The organism is Enterobacter wuhouensis (assembly GCF_004331265.1).
Lineage (GTDB): Bacteria > Pseudomonadota > Gammaproteobacteria > Enterobacterales > Enterobacteriaceae > Enterobacter > Enterobacter wuhouensis.
In genome coordinates, this window is record NZ_SJOO01000011.1 from 73,859 (window position 1) to 87,004 (window position 13,146).

Below are 13,146 nucleotides of genomic sequence, written 5' to 3' on the forward strand. Positions count from 1 at the left end.
GCCTTTTTACTCCGTCATGTATTCAGAATAAAGTCTTCAGAGTTAATAAAGCGCTCTATATGCTCCCACCAGTCCGCGTCGGAAAACTGCGCCAGGCACGCATATTTTTTGGCGTTGGGACACCACTCGGAAAATTGCTGGCTTGTTGGATGTGCCCACTTTTTATGCAGGGTATGTTTAAAGAAATTCTCGTTCATGATCAGATGCCCACACTGCCCAAACTGGCAGCCAACGTTTATACCCTGCGCATTCCACCCCAAAATATTATGGCGATAGGGAAGACGGTACTGAGACGGAATAATCGAATAAAGCGCCGAGATGGCGATCTCCGTATAGCCGGCCAGCGCGACGGGACCAGAATCGCAGGCCACCAGCAGCTGGCACAGGCTCATTAAGTAGACGGTCTGCGTGATGGTAAACGCGTTCATGCCGTTGATAACGCCCGGCATGTCAATGTGCATGGTTTTCTTATTCTGGAATTTATTATTGTCGCTGCCGATAAGAATGACCTGCCATCCTGCGCGAATAAAGCGTTCAGCAAGTTTCTTCCAGTGCTGTTCCGCCCACGTTCTGTTGGGTGAGCCAATGTTGGGGTGAAGTAAAACGACCTTGCCGCGGGTGATGTTATGAACGCGCATGAAGCGATCGACGGGGTCTTTATCAATCTTTTCAAAATCAAGCCTTGCGCGCTTGTGCGTATCGAACGTGTCGGGCGTCACTTCGCTGATGAATGCGTCCGTCATGTGTGAAGGTGCGACAATCTGCTCCCATCGTTCAAAGAAGTGAAGCCGGGAAAAGCGATTTGCAAGCTCGATCTGAAAGCGTTGATCGGCGGTGAGCGCATGGATATCCCAGTGCTCAACCTCTGCGGTACTATTGTCTATTAATTCGGCGTACAGCTTATTCGTAACAAAAACGAACGCATCCTCCGGGTAACGGGTTTTTAACGCATGAATGGCGCCCAGGCCATACACGATATCGCCCATTGATGCCGAAGAGTAAAAGATGCGTTTGACGTGCCCTTCACGGTGATACGTCGCCAGTTCGTCAGCGTAGCGAACAGCGTCAGGTGACAGATTAAACGTCGCGAGCAACTCGCTTTCGGGAAGGCATAATTCCTCTTTTGCCGTCATAGATATGATATAGCGGTTTGAAGGATTATTGAGGGTGGTCAGCTCGTCCCGGAATGATGAGATAACGTTTTTTGGCGTTATACCGAGCCATTGCATGGCGGAAAATGGCAGGCAGGGCGGGAGTTGATAAAAATGGTCGCTGGCCGCCCGCAAAACGCCAGCATCGTTATCATTATGCGATAGCAGGAAGAATTTGTGTCCTGTATGTCGTTGGCGAATATCCAGCAGTTGCTCTGCAAACACTCTCTTGTGCGTATCGGCGAGCGAAGGGTGTCGCGGTGCGATGTGTGAGCAATAATAAACATCGTCCTGGGCAAAAAAATCGCGGATAACCGCGATCATCGAGTCGGGTATACACAGAAAATTCGAGAAAACCTTTTTTTGCTCTTCCGTTAAGGGGGCAATAAACCGTACCGGTAAATCGGCGCTGTTAATGTTTTCATCGGTAATGTAATAAGCCGCATCGGTGAAATGATGCCACGCATAGCCGCACGCCATCAGCTCTTCGATGCTGCCGACAAAGCCCGCATGACCATTCAGGGCCGCAGATAATTTTTTATATAATTCAGCGTTATTTTGGGACTGAGATCTTAACGCGTAATCCCTCACGCTCGTTTCATAGATGTGAGGCTTGATGCAGTGCATGTTGTCTTTGAAAACAGAGCAAAAAATCAGCAGCGCAAGGCTGGCCGTGCTCGCTTCAACGTGCACCTCAATTTCATTAAGATTGTGCTGATGAAGAATGTTCGCCAGCGAGGTCAGCGTATTTTTCAGCTCGCCGTCAGCGTAATGTATTTCTGAAATATCAAGCGATGCAAAAGGTTGCGGATTAACCTTTGTATTTTTCAAAACAAAAATCGTTTTGCACGCCTCTTTTGCGACAGAGTGAATGTGGTTCGCCACCTGATGGCAAAAGTTAGCACGAGTTGTTTCAATGTATATTTTTGTTTTCACGGGATATAGGGCGTTAATTTTGCCTGATCGTTTCGATAATTGACGTGGTGGAGATGGTGGGTGTTCGGGCCAGATAAACAACCTCACACAGCGGGGAGAGATGATCAAACCTGCCTTTCCAGTCATCGCCCATCACCAGCGTTTGCGCGTTAAAGCGTCTGATATAATCCGCTTTTAGCTCGAGCCACTCCTCCAGGAACACCTCATCTACGCACCTTAACGACTCAATAATGTGCATTCGCTCATTCTGAAGATAGACCGGGAGGCGCGCCTTTTTTTGCAGATTCAGCTCGTCTGAAGAGATGCCGACCACCAGGCGATCCCCCAGGGCCCTTGCGCGCCGTAAGATATTAAGATGGCCGATATGAAAAACATCAAAAGTGCCAAATGTGATAATCGTTTTCATCATTGCTTTCTGTTATCAGGATGAAACCGCTTATCCCGACGTCGCCTCGTCAATAATTTCCGCAGCGCGTAAACCCGCGTTCCCGTCATTAAACGCATCGCAATATTCCGTTCTGATAAAATCCAGCTCGGCGGCATTTTTATGCCACGGATAGTCTTCGGAGAGGAACGTGCGAAGATCGGCCATATCCCGCGCGTCGGGAAGGAGCTTTCGGATCTGCTGCTCGGGGCTTTCGATGGTGCTGTACGATCTATTTTTTGTCAGCAGGTCGTCCATCTCATCCCAGCGCAATAAAATCACGCGTTTTTCGGCATTAACCGCATCGAAAATAAAACCGCTGTTGTCGCTTATCACATAGTCAGCGTGTTCCAGAAGCGCAAAGGTCGACGTATTATCCGTGACGATATTCTTTAAAAAACGTCTGGCGGCCTTCAGGCTTTGCTGTTCTTCTTTTCTGTATAACGTACCGTGGTGTAGCTTGCAGATAATGTTGTATTCGCCGCTCAGCCGGCCTAATTTTTCTGCCCAGTGCGGTAAAGAGCTAAGCTCTCCGTATGTCGGCGCATAGAGCAAGGTCGGTTTTTGAGGATCTAACGTAATGTGGGAAGGCAGTGCCTGCGGATATTTTTTGCTATGCCAGGCATCAAAGCGAGGGTTTCCCACCACCTTAACGCGTGAGGCGAGGTCGAGCGCTTTGGCCGTGTAGTGGCTGTAACATAAAATATAATCATATTTGCCGTTCCACGCCGCATGATTCCATTCATTTTTAGCCAGGCCATAAACCGTACGGACGTGTATCGGCGCAATTTTCTCGGCATAGGAAAGGTAATAGGGCGTAACAAGACAGCTGTAGACCTGCTCATGTTTTAACACGGAAGATAAAAGCATAAAGCGCAGCCCGGGAACATTCACCGTTCCCAGGAAATTGACCATGTTATTCACATATTCGGCTTCTATCACGTCATTAATAATGATATCGCAGGGAATATTTTTATTGAGAAGCGCAGTAATAATATTGATGTAGACGTCGTAGTGAAAAGAGGTTTCCATCAGGAAGCCAATGTAGCGCGTTTTATGGCTCGTTTTCAAAGACATATTATGTATTTCCCTCAGCAGCACGCCCGCTTAAATTTGCTCATAAAGCCAGTTTTCCGGCTCGCTAATATTCAGCAGGTTTTGCAGGATCTCCTGCTGCATTGAGAGTACGGCGATGTTGCTGTCGTTAAGCGCCTTGCACTCTGCAGCCACCTTTTCAAGGGAATCCCAGAGCGCGTTGAGCTGTTGCTGATGCTGAGCGGGAAGACGGGAAAAAAGCGTGCGCAGGCCGGGCGAGCCGACGGGGATACCAAGCTGGGTAAGCAGCTGATAGCGCTGCTTGCTGTTCTGGGACAGCGTCTCGTAATGCGCAATAAGCTGCGGGTTGAGGATATCCAGCCGTGCTGCATCACGTGCGATAAGCCACTGGCGCTGATCGGCAAGAAGGGTTTTCAGGCTTGCGTAGGTTTCACGGTCTTCCACCATGCCCTGTACCAGCGTTTTGACGCACTGAGCGGCGTTACTCATTGTTACCTCTGATAATATTTCTCGATAGCGCTGGTCAGCGAGTCGATATCGACGCTGATTTTCCCATTCGCAATCGCTTCTTTCATGCTGGCGACGCGCGCCATATCGACTTCTGGCAAGGCGGCCAGCTGGGTCTGCGCATCACCAAGAACGGGGTCGATGGCAGCGGTTCGGGTGGTTTTCATCTCTTCAGTGCCTGCGGTGCGCGTCGGGGTCGTGGAACTGGCCTGATTGACTGCGCTCGTCATTGCGTACTGGGTGGATGTCACTTTCATCGCGGTACTCCATCTTCGGAATTTTTATTGGTCGTTTTCGCCAGGGGGATGCAAAGCGGAAAAAGGTTTTCCTGACGCCTTACCAGGGTAAAGCGACGCATCAATACGAAAACTTAAACGGGGCGTCATATTTTTATCGACCGGCGGTAAAGCCGGTTCTGACCACGCCCATGTCCACGACGGTCGCAGAAACTTCCCGCTCGCTGCTTTCGTTTTTCACCTTGATCATCTCGCCTTTGCGCCCCTTTTTGCTGGCAATGCCCATCGTGCGCGCTTCGACGCCATCCTGGACGGCAATCATCAGCACGCGCTGGCCGCGCTCCACCATTACCGGTGAATCAAGCTGGCTTTGGCTAATCGGCTGCAGCTCGCGAACGCGGCGCTTCAGGGTTAACCCCACCACCTCGTCCGGACGGGTGATATAGCCGCTGCGCAGGTTGCTGATGTTGAATTTTCGGCGCGTGAGATCGGAGGCGGCAAGCACGTGACCGCGCTCAAGCGTCTCTTTCGCCATCAACACCTGCAGATAGATATCGGGTTTGACCGTCACCGCCACGTCCCAGCCGCTTCCGGCCTCGCAGCGCACGTCAAAGCGCAGGCGACGTAAATCAAGGTGTTCACCGCCCGGCATGCTCACGCTGAGCGGCGCGGGGCAGGGCGCGTATTGCGAAATCTCGGAGGGGATAAACAGGTTCAGCTTCGCCTGATAATCCTCCCAGCGGTTGCGTTCCGCTTCCTGGCGAATGGCCTCTGCGGCCTGCTGCTGAACGCGGGCATAAACCTGCTTGCGCGCGGTGGACGGCTCAGGCTGAGCCTCCGCCGGAAGCGCAATAACGCCGAGTAGCGCCGCGAAAACAGACCAGCGGAAAAATACCTTCCCTTTTGGACGGCATATTGCTGAAAAACGTATTGAATTCATGATGTTAAAAACCTGGCACGATAGTTGCTTTAAATGCTGTAGCAACACGGACTATCGCAGGTGTCCATCATCAGAAAGGAGTGAGCTGTGAGTATTACTTTTGATAAGGCATTGGGCGTTCATCCGCAGGCTGTAGCACTTCGACTTTCCAGGGCGGAACTGCTTTCAGCAAATCTGGCTAACGTCGATACCCCCAATTTCCAGGCTAAAGATATTGATTTTGCCGCGGAGATGCAACGTTCACAGCGGGATTTCTTTCCCGGGTCTGCGCCGCAGGAGATGTATCGCGTGCCGTACCAACCCTCCTCGGACGGCAATACCGTTGCGCTGGACGTGGAGCAGGCGGAGTTTTCAAAAAACGTGCAGGACTATCAGATGAGCCTGGCGTTTTTAAACATGAAATTCACTGGCCTGAAAAAGGCAATTGAAGGTAAGTGATTGAATCAGGTAACTAAAAATGGCTTTTAGCGATATTTACCGCGTTTCGGGTTCGGCGATGACGGCTCAAACCGTCCGCCTGAACACCATCGCCAGTAACCTCGCCAACGCCGAAACCCCGGCGGTGGATGAAGGCAATGTGTACAAAGCGCGCCGCCCGGTCTTTGCCGCGGTGTACCAGAACGACCAGCTGATGAGCGACAAAGCGCTAACCGGCGCGCGCGTTCAGGTGCTGGACGTGGTCTCGACGGGCAATGCCGTGCAGCGCTACGAGCCGCATCACCCGATGGCAAATGCGGACGGTTACGTCTGGTACCCGGACGTCAACGTGGTGGAGGAGATGGCCGACATGATGTCCGCGTCGCGTAACTTCGAAACCAACGTGGATGTTCTTAACAATGTAAAAAGCATGCAGCAAAGCCTGCTGCGTCTTGGAGAGGCGTAATACATGAGCGTGAATGGCGTATCCAACCAATCCGGTACCACGACCTACGACAGCGGCGTGTCGGGGAATGACAATACGGCGGCAGGCATGAACAACCTGTTTATGCAGCTGCTGGTCGCGCAGATCCAAAATCAGGACCCGCTTAACCCCACCGACGGTACCGAGTATGTCGGCCAGCTCGCGCAGCTGACCCAGGTGCAGTCCATGGAAACCATGTCACAGCTGATGGCGAACAACGCCGTGCTGATGGACAACCTTCAGACCCTCACCACGGGCAACCTGGTCGGGCAAAAAGTGATGGTCCAGACCGACACGGTCGAAACCGACGGCAGCACCAGCATTGATGGCCGCCTGACGCTGGATCATGCCGCCAATACCGTCACGGTGATCGTGAAGGATGAAAGCGGCAACGAGACCAAAATCGAGCTGGGCAAACAGGAAAAAGGAACGGTGGATTTCAGCATCGATCCCGAAGCGCTGGGCTTAAAAGAGGGTAAATACAGCCTGTCCGTGGTGACGGATACCGAAGAGACCAAGGTGCCGATTGAAGTCGGCGGCGTGGTGAACAACGTGCGCATTCCGCTCGACGGCAGCCCTACGGTGCTGAACATCACCGGGATTGGCGAAGTCGCTTACAACAATATTACGCAGTTTGGGCAGTCGAGTGACAAAAACCCAAAGGGATTAATGAGTTAATCAGGAACAATTATGAGCTTTGACATTGCAATTTCGGGCTTGAATGCCATTAACCAGCAGCTGGGCGCGATCTCCAACAACATCGCTAACTCCGGCACCGTGGGCTTTAAGTCAGGCCGCGCGGAGTTTGCTTCTCTGTATGCCGAAGGCCAGCCTTTGGGCGTGGGCGTGACCGGTATTGCGCAGAGTATTTCCAAAAGCGGAAGTATTTTTTCCTCTGCCAGCAGCCTCGACCTGGCGATCAACGGCGACGGCTTCTTCGTGATGCGCGACAGCGCGGGCAGCACGGCGTATACCCGCGCGGGCTACATGCAGACCGACAGCCTCGGCAACCTGATCAACAACCAGGGCATGTACCTGCAGGGCTATCCGGTGGATGCCAACGGCGTGATCCAGACCGGTACGGTCGGGAATCTGACCATCAGCAGCGGTTCGCTTCCGGCTAAAGCAACCAGCTCGCTCGACTTCACGGCAAACCTTAACGCCAACGAAAAGCTGCCCAAAACCGCCACCTTCGATCCTACCGACGAAACGTCGTATAACCACACCTACGCGACGCAGGTGTACGACTCGCTGGGCCGTGAGCACACGCTGAAGCAGTATTTTGTTAAAACCAGCGATAACGAGTGGGAAGTGCACTACTACATGGATGACCAGGATATGGGCACCACGCAGAAGATGACCTTCACCGAGCAGGGCGTGCTGGAAACGCCTAACGGGGCCGTCAACATTAAGGCCGATATTCCTGGCGCGGAAGGGATCGAACTGGCGCTGAGCTACAACGGCACCACGCAGTTTGGGTCTGATTTTTCCGTCAGCAAAAACAACGGCAACGGCTATGCCTCCGGCGAACGCACCGGACAGACCATCGACAAAGACGGCAGCGTGTACGCCACCTTCTCTAACGGTGAACGTCTGCTGCAGGGCCAGGTGATTCTGGCGACCTTCGCGAACCCAAATGGCCTCTCGTCGCAAAACGGCACCACCTGGACGCAAACCGCCAGCTCCGGCGCGCCGCTGACCGGCACGCCGGGCACGGGCCTGCTGGGCGCGCTGACCTCTAACACGCTCGAAGGCTCTAACGTTGACCTGACGGCCGAGCTGGTGGGGCTGATGACCGCCCAGCGTAACTACCAGGCCAACACCAAAGTGATCAGCACCAACGACAGCATGATGACGGCGCTGTTCCAGGCGGTGTAATGGATCACTTAATTTATACCGCCGTCAGCGGCGCCAGCCGAAGCCTGTCGCAGCAGCAGATCCACGCCAATAACCTGGCGAACGTGAACACCCAGGGGTTCCGTCACGATCTGGATAGCGCCCTGTCGCAGCAGATCCAGGGTGAGGGTTACGCCTCGCGTTTCCTGGTACAGCAGCAGCAGGGCGGCGTGGACCTGACGCCGGGCGCAACGCGTGATACCGGACGCGATCTGGACGTGGCTATCAAAGGCAGCGGCCTGATTGCGCTGGTGAGCGGCAACCGCGAAGTCTATACCCGCAACGGCCAGATTGAAGTGGGGCCGGAAGGGGATCTGACCATCGACGGTTTGCCGGTGTCCGGCGATAACGGCCCGATCGTGCTGCCGCCGTTTTCCTCCATCAGCATTGCCGATGACGGGGTGATCTCCATCGTGCCGGATGACGGCAACGTGGCCGCGCCGATGGAGGTCGATCGCATCAAGCTGGTGGATATTCCCGCCGCCCAGCTGAGCAAAAACAGCGCCGGGTTTATGGTCACCACCGCCAACGTCAACCCGCGTACCGAAGAGGTCGAGCTGGTAGCGGGCCATCTTGAAAGCTCCAACGTCTCGGCGATAAGCGAGATGGTGTCGAGCATTGCGCTCAACAGACAGTTTGAAGCGCAGATCAAGATGATGAAGGCGGCGGAAGATCTGGCCACGGCGGGCAACCGCCTGTTGCGTAATACCTGATTGAGTAAGGAATAACGATGAATCCCGCTTTATGGATCAGCAAAACCGGCCTTGCCGCGCAAGACGCCAAGATGAGCGCCATCTCCAACAACCTGGCGAACGTCAACACCACCGGGTTCAAGCGCGATCGCGTGATGTTCGCCGATCTGTTTTATCAGAATCAGCGCACGCCGGGCGGCCAGCTAGACCAGAACAACACCTCGCCGACCGGCATTCAGTTCGGTACCGGGGTAAAAATCGTCGGCACGCAGAAAGAGTTCTCGACCGGCAATATTCAGAACACCGGGCAGAAGATGGATGTCGCCATCACCGGTCAGGGCTTTTTCCAGGTTGAAACCAGCGATGGCGACATTGCCTACACCCGCGCGGGTAACTTCCAGAAGAACCCGGACGGCCTGCTGACCAACGCGCAGGGGCTGCCGCTGGTACCGCAAATCGAGCTGCCGGACAACGTGAAGGATATCCAGATCGGCAAAGACGGCACCGTTACCGCCACGGTTGCGGGCGAAACGGAGCCGGTTGAGCTTGGGCAGATCACCCTGGTGAACTTTGTGAATCCAGCCGGACTTGAGGCCATCGGCGGCAACCTGTACCGCGAAACCGCAGCCAGCGGGGAAGCGGTTGAAGGCGTCGCGGGCGAAGAGGCGTTCGGCCAGCTTGAGCAGGGATCGCTGGAAGGCTCCAACGTTCAGGTAGTGGAAGAGATGGTCGATATGATTACCGTCCAGCGCGCCTACGAGATGAACGCCAAAATGGTCTCTGCCGCAGACGATATGTTGAAGTTTGTCACGCAGCAGATGTAACGCGTGAAGTGAAGTGAACAAAAAATGAAAAAGCAGTTAGTTACCGGCTTTTTTGTACTTCTGCTGGCCGGGTGTGAAAGCCCGGCCCTGCTGGTACATAAAGACGATGCGGCCTACGCGCCGCCGGAAGATTTTGCCATGCCGCCTGCCGAAACGAAGGGCGGCGGTCTGTACAACGCCAATTACAACTGGTCGCTGACCCAGGACCGTCGCGCCTATCGCGTGGGCGATATCCTGACCGTGAAGCTGGATGAATCAACCCAGGCCAGCAAGCAGGCGCGCACCAACTTCGGCAAGAAAAACGATGTCTCCATCGGCATTCCGGAGGCCTTCGGCCATTCCGTCGACAAGCTCTCCGGCTCGATCGACGGCAATCGCAACTTCAACGGTAATGCCACCTCGCAGCAGCAGAACAGCCTGCGCGGTGCCATCACCGTTGCGGTCTATAAGGTGCTGCCCAACGGCGTGCTGGCGGTGCGCGGTGAGAAGTGGCTGACCCTCAACCAGGGCGACGAGTATATGCGCGTCACGGGGCTGGTGCGTGCGGAGGATATTGAGCGTGATAACTCCGTCTCTTCCCAGCGTATCGCCAACGCGCGTATCTCCTATGCGGGACGCGGCGCGCTAAGCGATGCCAACTCCGCAGGCTGGCTGACGCGCTTCTTTAACCATCCGCTGTTCCCAATTTAATGGAGTCTGCCATGCAAAAAGTCATGCTGTTTCTGATGCTGCTGTGGACCACCGGCGCGGCGGCGGAGCGCCTGGGTAACGTCGTGGATATTCAGGGCGTGCGCGGTAACCAGCTGGTGGGCTACAGCCTGGTCGTGGGCCTTGACGGCACGGGCGATAAGAACCAGGTGAAATTCACCAGCCAGTCGGTGACCAACATGCTGCGCCAGTTTGGCGTCCAGCTGCCGACCAAAATCGATCCTAAAGTGAAGAACGTCGCCGCCGTGGCCATCAGCGCCACGCTGCCGCCGGGGTACGCGCGCGGGCAGGCGATTGACGTGACCGTCTCGTCGATTGGCGATGCCAAAAGCCTGCGCGGCGGTACGTTACTGCTGACGCAGCTGCGCGGGGCCGATGGCGAAGTCTATGCCCTGGCGCAGGGGAACGTGGTGGTGGGCGGCGTGAAGGCCGAAGGCAACAGCGGTTCCAGCGTGACTATCAACACGCCGACCGTCGGGCGCGTGCCGAACGGCGGTTCCGTTGAGCGTGAAATCCCGTCCGATTTTCAACAGAACAATCAGGTGATTTTAAACCTCAAGCGTCCGAGCTTTAAAACCGCCAACAGCGTTGCCGTCGCCCTTAACGGCGCCTTTGGCTCGGGCACAGCCACTGCGCAGAGCGCGACGAACGTGGTGGTTAACGCCCCGCAGTCTGCGGGCGAGCGCGTGGCCTTTATGTCGATGCTGGAAGATGTGCAAATCAACGCTGGCAAGCAGCCGCCTCGGGTGGTGTTTAACGCCCGTACCGGCACGGTGGTGATTGGCGATGGCGTGGTGGTCCGTGCCGCGGCGGTATCCCACGGGAACCTGACCGTGACCATCCGCGAATCGTCCAACGTCAGCCAGCCGGGCGCGTTCAGCCAGGGACAAACCGTGGTTACGCCGGAAAGCGACGTCAGCGTCGACAGGGGCCGTGGGCAGATGGTGACGGTGGCGGCGGGTACCAGCCTGCGCAGCATCGTCAATACGCTGAACAGCCTCGGCGCATCGCCGGATGACACCATGGCCATTCTGCAGGCGCTGCATGAAGCGGGCGCGCTGGATGCTGAACTGGTGGTGATTTAAGGAGCCGCTATGCTGAACGCCATTACCTCGAATACCGCCATGCTGCCCGGGGATATGACCGGGCAGGTCAAACCGCAAAATCTGGAACAGGCCGCCGAGCAGTTCGAAGCCATGTTCCTGCGCTCGCTGATGAAGGAGATGCGTAAGGCGTCGCAGGCGCTGGTGGACGATAACCCGTTCGACAGCAAGCAGCAGCGCATGATGCAGGAGTTCTACGACGACAAGCTGACCTCGCAGCTGGCGTCGCAGCGCAGCACGGGCATTGCGCAGATGATTATCACCCAGCTTGGCCCTCAGGAGCGCGCGTCGCTTAAGAACGCGCAGGGTATGGTCGCTTTACAAGAACATCCTCAGCAATTAACGCCCCCCGTCGTACCGGCAGTACGCCGTGGGCAGGAGTAACCGATGAACATGATCAACATTGCCTGGAGCGGCCTGCAGGCGGCGCAGTTTGGGATGAGCGTGACCTCCATGAACATCTCCAACGTGCTGACGCCGGGCTATAGCCGCCAGGGCATTATTCAAAGCTCGGTGGTGACGATGGGCCAGGGCGGGATGTCCGCCGGGGCCGGCGTTCAGGTCGACAGCATCCGCCGCGTTTCCGATCAGTACCTGACCAACCAGGTGTGGCAGAGCAACAGCAAAGCCAACTACTACGGCATCAACAATCAGTATCTCGGTTCGCTGGAGAAGGTGATCGGCACGGATTCAACCAGCCTGGGAACGGGGCTGGATGATTTCTTTTCAGCGCTGAGCGCGCTCACGAAAGAGCCGGAAAGTGAAGCCAACCGCCAGCAGCTGCTGAATCAGGCAGACTCCCTGGCGACGCGCTTCAATAACATGAACGACTTTATCAATAGCCAGAAGACGTCGATCGCCAACCAGCGCGACACCATGGTGGGGCAGATCAACAGCCTGACCGCCGGGATCGCGGATTACAATAAAAAAATCATGGAGATGGACTCCACGGGCGGCAACAGCAACGTGCTGCGCGACCAGCGCGACGAGCTGGTGAAGCAGCTGAGCACCTATGCCGACGTGAAGGTGGTAGAGGACAGCAACGGCAGCTATTCCGTTTCAATGAAAAACGGCCAGCCGCTGGTGAGCGGTAAAGTGGCCGGGGAGCTGAGCAGCAGCCTTGACGGCAGCGGTAACCCGGTGCTGAGCCTGAACTTTTCCAACACCACGTTCTCTCTGAACCCGTCGACGGGCGGACAGCTCGGCGCACTGTACGACTATGAGACCGGCGACCTCGCCGAGATGCAGGCCTCCGTGCAGGGCATGGCGGAAGCCGTTGCCACGCTGTTTAACGATCAGCTGGCGCAGGGCTTTGATAAGAATGGTAATAAGGGCAAACCGCTGTTTACCTTCGACCTGACCAATCCAACCGGGATTTTGCAGGTTAACGATCTCAAGCCCGACGAGCTGGCGTTATCCGGCAAGCCTGACGAGCAGGGGAACGGCGACAACCTGCAGCTGCTGATCGACCTGAAGAACAAAAAGGTCGATATCGGCGGAATGGGCAATATGAGCCTCAACGAAGGCGCTGCGGCAATCATCTCAAACGTGGGTATTGCCAGTAAAAAATCCCAGAGCGAGCTGGAAGCCGCGCAGGGGGTTTACGACCAGGCACAGCTTCAGCGCAATAATCTCAGCGCGGTAAACCAGGACGAAGAGGCCATTAACCTGCAGGTTTACATGCAGGCGTACCAGTCGAACGTCAAGGTGATTGCCACCGGAAACCAGATTTTCAACGACCTGTTAGGCCTGTTTTAACCGGCGTTAAGGAA

General features: G+C 55.5%; 16 protein-coding genes. 10 read left to right on the top strand and 6 right to left on the bottom strand.

Annotated features, from left to right (window positions below; all coding sequences use genetic code 11):
• Positions 1 to 14 precede the first annotated feature (14 nt).
• The 6 genes from E0L20_RS19690 to flgA all read right to left on the bottom strand — a co-directional run bounded on the left by E0L20_RS19690 (position 15) and on the right by flgA (position 5,250).
• Complete coding sequence (locus tag E0L20_RS19690) at positions 15 to 2,087, bottom strand: glycosyltransferase family 9 protein (protein ID WP_165500728.1); 2,073 nt, start codon at positions 2,085 to 2,087, stop codon at positions 15 to 17.
• A 13-nt stretch (positions 2,088 to 2,100) separates the two neighbouring features.
• Positions 2,101 to 2,493: an FAD synthase family protein gene (locus tag E0L20_RS19695; RefSeq protein WP_131635417.1), complete on the bottom strand. Its 393-nt coding sequence runs from the start codon at positions 2,491 to 2,493 to the stop codon at positions 2,101 to 2,103.
• A 30-nt stretch (positions 2,494 to 2,523) separates the two neighbouring features.
• On the bottom strand, positions 2,524 to 3,612 hold the full coding sequence (locus E0L20_RS19700; RefSeq protein WP_131635418.1) for a CDP-glycerol glycerophosphotransferase family protein: 1,089 nt from the start codon (positions 3,610 to 3,612) through the stop codon (positions 2,524 to 2,526).
• A gap of 6 nt (positions 3,613 to 3,618) precedes the next feature.
• Positions 3,619 to 4,056: a flagellar protein FlgN gene (locus E0L20_RS19705; protein WP_131635419.1), complete on the bottom strand. Its 438-nt coding sequence runs from the start codon at positions 4,054 to 4,056 to the stop codon at positions 3,619 to 3,621.
• A gap of 2 nt (positions 4,057 to 4,058) precedes the next feature.
• Positions 4,059 to 4,331: a flagellar biosynthesis anti-sigma factor FlgM gene (gene flgM / locus E0L20_RS19710; RefSeq protein WP_131635420.1), complete on the bottom strand. Its 273-nt coding sequence runs from the start codon at positions 4,329 to 4,331 to the stop codon at positions 4,059 to 4,061.
• 133 nt (positions 4,332 to 4,464) lie between these two features.
• Positions 4,465 to 5,250 (bottom strand): flagellar basal body P-ring formation chaperone FlgA, encoded by a 786-nt coding sequence (gene flgA / locus E0L20_RS19715; protein WP_131635421.1) that lies wholly within the window; start codon positions 5,248 to 5,250, stop codon positions 4,465 to 4,467.
• Between the two features lie 87 nt (positions 5,251 to 5,337).
• Here flgA and flgB point away from each other — a divergent pair, with 87 nt between their 5' ends.
• The 10 genes from flgB to flgK are packed head-to-tail and all read left to right on the top strand — an operon-like array spanning position 5,338 to position 13,132.
• On the top strand, positions 5,338 to 5,688 hold the full coding sequence (flgB, locus tag E0L20_RS19720) for a hypothetical protein (protein WP_006177433.1): 351 nt from the start codon (positions 5,338 to 5,340) through the stop codon (positions 5,686 to 5,688).
• Positions 5,689 to 5,707: 19 nt separating this feature from the next.
• The gene (flgC, locus tag E0L20_RS19725) at positions 5,708 to 6,133 is read left to right on the top strand and encodes a flagellar basal body rod protein FlgC (RefSeq protein WP_119937888.1); all 426 of its coding nucleotides are present in this window, start codon (positions 5,708 to 5,710) and stop codon (positions 6,131 to 6,133) included.
• A 3-nt stretch (positions 6,134 to 6,136) separates the two neighbouring features.
• Positions 6,137 to 6,829, top strand: coding sequence for a flagellar hook assembly protein FlgD (flgD, locus tag E0L20_RS19730; protein WP_131635422.1), 693 nt, complete (start codon positions 6,137 to 6,139; stop codon positions 6,827 to 6,829).
• A 12-nt stretch (positions 6,830 to 6,841) separates the two neighbouring features.
• Positions 6,842 to 8,029 (top strand): flagellar hook protein FlgE, encoded by a 1,188-nt coding sequence (flgE, locus tag E0L20_RS19735; protein WP_131635423.1) that lies wholly within the window; start codon positions 6,842 to 6,844, stop codon positions 8,027 to 8,029.
• Positions 8,029 to 8,760, top strand: coding sequence for a flagellar basal body rod protein FlgF (locus E0L20_RS19740; RefSeq protein ID WP_131635424.1), 732 nt, complete (start codon positions 8,029 to 8,031; stop codon positions 8,758 to 8,760). The genes flgE and E0L20_RS19740 overlap by 1 nt, the downstream gene beginning before the upstream one ends.
• A gap of 17 nt (positions 8,761 to 8,777) precedes the next feature.
• Positions 8,778 to 9,563 (top strand): flagellar basal-body rod protein FlgG, encoded by a 786-nt coding sequence (flgG, locus tag E0L20_RS19745; protein WP_131635425.1) that lies wholly within the window; start codon positions 8,778 to 8,780, stop codon positions 9,561 to 9,563.
• 24 nt (positions 9,564 to 9,587) lie between these two features.
• Entirely contained in the window at positions 9,588 to 10,253 is a 666-nt protein-coding gene (gene flgH, locus E0L20_RS19750; protein ID WP_119937883.1) for a flagellar basal body L-ring protein FlgH, read from the top strand.
• 11 nt (positions 10,254 to 10,264) lie between these two features.
• Positions 10,265 to 11,356 (top strand): flagellar basal body P-ring protein FlgI, encoded by a 1,092-nt coding sequence (locus tag E0L20_RS19755; RefSeq protein ID WP_165500729.1) that lies wholly within the window; start codon positions 10,265 to 10,267, stop codon positions 11,354 to 11,356.
• 9 nt (positions 11,357 to 11,365) lie between these two features.
• Complete coding sequence (locus E0L20_RS19760) at positions 11,366 to 11,758, top strand: rod-binding protein (RefSeq protein WP_131635427.1); 393 nt, start codon at positions 11,366 to 11,368, stop codon at positions 11,756 to 11,758.
• Positions 11,759 to 11,761: 3 nt separating this feature from the next.
• Positions 11,762 to 13,132 carry a flagellar hook-associated protein FlgK gene (gene flgK, locus E0L20_RS19765; protein WP_131635428.1) on the top strand — a complete coding sequence of 457 codons (1,371 nt, stop codon included), beginning with the start codon at positions 11,762 to 11,764 and terminating at the stop codon, positions 13,130 to 13,132.
• The last annotated feature ends 14 nt before the right edge of the window (positions 13,133 to 13,146 follow it).

What these genes read in the sequence shown, in the direction of transcription:
- E0L20_RS19695 (WP_131635417.1), bottom strand. Translation starts at nt 2,493, where the DNA reads ATGAAAACGATTATCACATTTGGCACTTTTGATGTTTTTCATATCGGC.
- E0L20_RS19705 (WP_131635419.1), bottom strand. Translation starts at nt 4,056, where the DNA reads ATGAGTAACGCCGCTCAGTGCGTCAAAACGCTGGTACAGGGCATGGTG.
- flgM (WP_131635420.1), bottom strand. Translation starts at nt 4,331, where the DNA reads ATGAAAGTGACATCCACCCAGTACGCAATGACGAGCGCAGTCAATCAG.
- flgA (WP_131635421.1), bottom strand. Translation starts at nt 5,250, where the DNA reads ATGAATTCAATACGTTTTTCAGCAATATGCCGTCCAAAAGGGAAGGTA.
- flgC (WP_119937888.1), top strand. Translation starts at nt 5,708, where the DNA reads ATGGCTTTTAGCGATATTTACCGCGTTTCGGGTTCGGCGATGACGGCT.
- flgD (WP_131635422.1), top strand. Translation starts at nt 6,137, where the DNA reads ATGAGCGTGAATGGCGTATCCAACCAATCCGGTACCACGACCTACGAC.
- flgE (WP_131635423.1), top strand. Translation starts at nt 6,842, where the DNA reads ATGAGCTTTGACATTGCAATTTCGGGCTTGAATGCCATTAACCAGCAG.
- E0L20_RS19740 (WP_131635424.1), top strand. Translation starts at nt 8,029, where the DNA reads ATGGATCACTTAATTTATACCGCCGTCAGCGGCGCCAGCCGAAGCCTG.
- flgG (WP_131635425.1), top strand. Translation starts at nt 8,778, where the DNA reads ATGAATCCCGCTTTATGGATCAGCAAAACCGGCCTTGCCGCGCAAGAC.
- flgH (WP_119937883.1), top strand. Translation starts at nt 9,588, where the DNA reads ATGAAAAAGCAGTTAGTTACCGGCTTTTTTGTACTTCTGCTGGCCGGG.
- E0L20_RS19755 (WP_165500729.1), top strand. Translation starts at nt 10,265, where the DNA reads ATGCAAAAAGTCATGCTGTTTCTGATGCTGCTGTGGACCACCGGCGCG.
- E0L20_RS19760 (WP_131635427.1), top strand. Translation starts at nt 11,366, where the DNA reads ATGCTGAACGCCATTACCTCGAATACCGCCATGCTGCCCGGGGATATG.
- flgK (WP_131635428.1), top strand. Translation starts at nt 11,762, where the DNA reads ATGAACATGATCAACATTGCCTGGAGCGGCCTGCAGGCGGCGCAGTTT.